The sequence below is a fragment of the Streptomyces sp. Ru73 genome, assembly GCF_002920575.1.
Classification (GTDB): domain Bacteria; phylum Actinomycetota; class Actinomycetes; order Streptomycetales; family Streptomycetaceae; genus Streptomyces.
Genome location: NZ_PQSQ01000194.1, coordinates 1 through 3,661 on the forward strand (window position 1 = coordinate 1; position 3,661 = coordinate 3,661).

General features: G+C 76.6%; 3 protein-coding genes and 1 pseudogene. 3 read left to right on the plus strand and 1 reads right to left on the minus strand.

Going from position 1 to position 3,661, the window contains the following annotated elements; translation table 11 throughout:
- Positions 1 to 1,136 (plus strand): tetratricopeptide repeat protein (locus tag C3486_RS36340; RefSeq protein ID WP_258053211.1); only part of this gene is annotated, 1,136 nt, incomplete at its 5' end.
- Positions 1,137 to 1,227: 91 nt separating this feature from the next.
- Here the strand turns inward: C3486_RS36340 and C3486_RS36345 are convergent.
- Positions 1,228 to 1,821, minus strand: coding sequence for a histidine phosphatase family protein (locus C3486_RS36345; protein ID WP_103837115.1), 594 nt, complete (start codon positions 1,819 to 1,821; stop codon positions 1,228 to 1,230).
- A 207-nt stretch (positions 1,822 to 2,028) separates the two neighbouring features.
- Between C3486_RS36345 and C3486_RS36350 the strand changes: the two genes are divergently transcribed.
- Both C3486_RS36350 and C3486_RS36355 read left to right on the plus strand, forming a co-directional pair.
- The gene (locus C3486_RS36350; RefSeq protein ID WP_258053212.1) at positions 2,029 to 2,967 is read left to right on the plus strand and encodes a phosphatase PAP2 family protein; all 939 of its coding nucleotides are present in this window, start codon (positions 2,029 to 2,031) and stop codon (positions 2,965 to 2,967) included.
- A pseudogene (locus C3486_RS36355) lies at positions 2,876 to 3,661 on the plus strand (hypothetical protein); the annotation flags it as partial. The gene C3486_RS36350 and the pseudogene C3486_RS36355, both read left to right, overlap by 92 nt.

The following is a 3,661-nucleotide window of genomic DNA, read 5'->3' on the forward strand; positions in this document are numbered from 1 at the left end:
TGCGCGGCCGGGGCGCGCGGGCGCAAGCGGGCGCCGCTCCCCCGGTACCGGGCGACCACCGCGACCAGACCATCCACAGCTGCGAGGAGAGCGACGTGCTGCGTCGCGCGTTCATGACCGGCGGCCCGGCCGCCGCCCTGGGGATCGCCGGACTGGCGCCCCTGGGAGCCGTACCCGATCCGCGAGCCGCCGCCGACGCCCGGCCGGCCGCCGCCCCTTCAGCGGGACGGCAGGTGGGCAGGGCCGAGGCCGAGGCCGTGGAGGAGGCGGTCCGCCGCATCCGGCTGCTCGACGACCGGCACGGCGCCGAGGGCATGTACCGGCGCGCCGCCCAGCCGCTGCGCGCCGCCTACGCGCTCCTGGACGCCGGCGCACAGCGCCAGTCCGTCGCCGACCGGCTGCACGCGGGCGCCGGCGAACTGGCCATCTCCGTGGGCTGGCTGGCGCACGACTCGGGCCGCTTCGGGGACGCCCGCTCGCACTACGCGGAGGCGCTGGCGACCGCGCGGGTGGCGGGCGACCCGGCGCTGGAGGCGCACGCGTTCTGCAACACCGCGTTCCTCGCCCGGGACGCGGAGCGGCCGCGCGAGGCGGTGCGCGCGGCGCAGGCGGCGCAGCACGCCGCCAAGCACCTCTCCTCCCGCCGGCTGCTCTCGCTGCTGGCGCTGCGCGAGGCGGGCGGCTGGGCGGGGCTCGGCGACCGCGCGGGCTGCGAGGAGGCGCTGCTGCGGGCGCACCGGCTGTTCGCGCGCGGCCCGTCCGACGCCGATCCGGAGTGGATGTCCTTCTACGGGGAGGCCGAGCTGGCGGGCCTGGAGGCGCAGTGCTGGGCGGCGCTGGGCGATTACGGGCGCGCGGCCGAGCACGCGCGGCGTGCCGTCGCCCTCCAGAGCCCGCACTTCACGCGCAACATCGCGCTGTACACCGCGGAGCTGGCGGGCGACCTGGCGGACAGCGGCGCGCCCGACGAGGCGGCCGCCGCCGGGCTGCGCGTCCTGGACCTGCTGGACGACGTGGGCTCGGCCCGCATCCGCACGATGCTGGCCGGCACGGCACGGCGGCTGCGGCCCCAGCGCCGCGTGCCGGGCGTCGCCGCCTTCCTGGACCGGCACGCCCTGGCGGCCCGCCCGGCCTGATCCCGCCCGGCCCGATCCGCCCGGTCCCGGCCGGCCGTGCCCGCGGCCCGCGCGTGCGGCTCGCTGGTCGGCGCGTGCCGCCCGTGGAGCCTCAGCCCAGATGGCCGGTGTCGTTCCAGCGCTCGATGGCCGGGGCCCCGTAGGCCCAGCCGAGCACCGACAGGGAGGTCGGTTCGAGGCGCACCCGGGCGGCGAAGGAGATGTCCTCGCCGAGCCAGCGCGCGCACAGCGAGCGCAGGATGTGGCCGTGCGCGAAGAGCAGCACGTCGCGGTCGCCCGAGCGCACCTCCTCGATGACGCCGTCCACGCGCCGCGTCACCTCGGCGAGGGTCTCGCCCTCGGGCACGCCGTCCCGCCAGATGAGCCAGTCGGGGCGGTCGGCCTTGATCTGCGCGGGCGTCAGGCCCTCGTACGCGCCGTAGTCGACCTCCATCAGCGCGTCCCAGTCCGTCGCGCGGTCCCCGAAGCCGGCCAGCTCGCAGGTCTCCTTGGCGCGGACCAGCGGGCTGGTGCGCACCTCGACGTCCGGCAGCCCGTTCCAGGGGGCGCGGTGCAGCCGCTCGCCGAGCAGCTTGGCGCCGCGCCGCCCCTCGTCGAGGAGCGGGATGTCCGTGCGGCCGGTGTGCTTGCCGGACAGGGACCACTCGGTCTGTCCGTGCCGGGCCAGCAGGATGCGCGGTGCCATGGGATTACCTCTCACCGGGGCGAGCCCGCTCGCCCGCGGCCTTGCTCGTTCGGCGCCGCGCGGAAGCCGGCGGCGGTACCTCTCGTTCCGTCCGTTCCATCATCGCTCATCCGTTCCTTCGGCCACTCGGCCCCCATGGGGAACGAACAGGACATACGGCGTATGGTGGGCCGCTGCTGACAGCGACTGACACGAAGGCTGGAAACGGTGAGTACGTCCCGGGTGCACGCCGCACCGCACACCCCCGTAGCGCGCGGCACCCGGCCGCACTGGTGGGCCGAGCTGCCGCTGCTCGCGCTGGTCTACGCCGCCTATACCGCGGGACGGCTGCTGGCGAGGGGCGATGTGTCGGCGGCCACCGGTCACGGGGTGCGGCTGCTGGACGCCGAACGGCTGCTGCACATCGACTTCGAACGGCCGCTGAACCGCTTCTTCTCCGGTACGCCCGCGGTCGGCATACCCGCCGACTTCGTGTACGCCGCGCTGCACTATCTGGTCACGCCCGCGGTCCTCATATGGCTGTGGCGGCGGCACCCCGCCCGGTACCGCCTCATGCGCACCTGGCTGCTGCTCGCCACGCTGATCGGGCTGGCCGGCTTCACCCTGCTGCCCACCTGCCCGCCCCGGCTGCTGGCCGCCGTGCACGGCTTCACCGACACGATGGCGGAGTACTCCCCGTACGGCTGGTGGGGCGGCGAGGCGAGCGCGCCGCGGGGGCTGGGCGGCCTGACGAACCAGTACGCCGCGATGCCCAGCCTGCACGTCGGCTGGGCACTGTGGTGCGGCGTCGCGCTCTGGCTGTACGGCGGCTCGCGGGCCACGAAGGCGATCGGCATGGCCTACCCGCTGCTCATCACGGTCGTGGTGCTGGGCACCGCCAACCACTACTTCCTGGACACGGTCGCGGGCAGCGCCGTCATGGTCGCCGGGCTGCTGCTCGCCCGTCCGGCGCTGCGCCTCGCCGCCGCCGCGCGTGGCGTGATCGCGGCCCGCGCGAGCGAAGATGCGCCTGGTCCTCCCGCGAATGTCGGTGACGGATGCGAGACTTCCGCAGATGAACGTTTTCCGCGACAGCCGGCCCGAGCCGGCCGCGGCCCGCACGCGGCGGCCGGGGCCGGCGACGGGGCTGCGCGCACGCCTGGCTGAGCTGCGCGGCCCCGGCGTACCGCCCCGCCCGCTGGACGCCAGGGCGCTCGCCGCGCTGGCCGCCAACCCCGGCTGCCGGCGCCGCGCGCTGCTGGACGGCGCCGGCGTGGACAAGGCCGCGCTCGCCCGGGCGCTCGGCTCCCCCGCGCCCTTCGGCCAGTCCCGGTTCGCGATCGCGCGCGGCCACTCCTTCGAGGCGCGGGTCAAGGCCGACGGCGGCGCCGAGCTGGTCCGGCTGGCCCATGAGCAGCTCGGCGGCCCGGAAGCACCGGAGCCCGGCGCTGTAGCCACCCCCGACCTGTCGGCGGCGGGTCCCCAGGGCCGTGCCGCGCGGACCGCGCTGGCCCTGCGCGAGGCCGCGGCCCACGACGGCTGGACCCTGCTGGACCATCCGATGCTGGCCCTGGACGTGGCGGGGTCGCCCGCGTATCTGGAGCCGGACGCCGTGGTGGTCCGGCCGGACGGGCTCTGGACCGTCCTGGAGATCAAGTCGTTCCCGATGATCGACGGCGCCGCCGACACGGCGAAGGTGGGCGCCGCCGCCCGCCAGGCCGCGGTGTACGCGCTCGCGCTGGAGCAGGTCGCCGAGCAGGTCGCGCGGCACGCCCCGGAGGACGGCGCGGCGCACACGCCGCGGGTCGGCGAGCGTGCCCTGCTGGTCTGTCCCAAGGACTTCTCCAACCTCCCGGCGGCG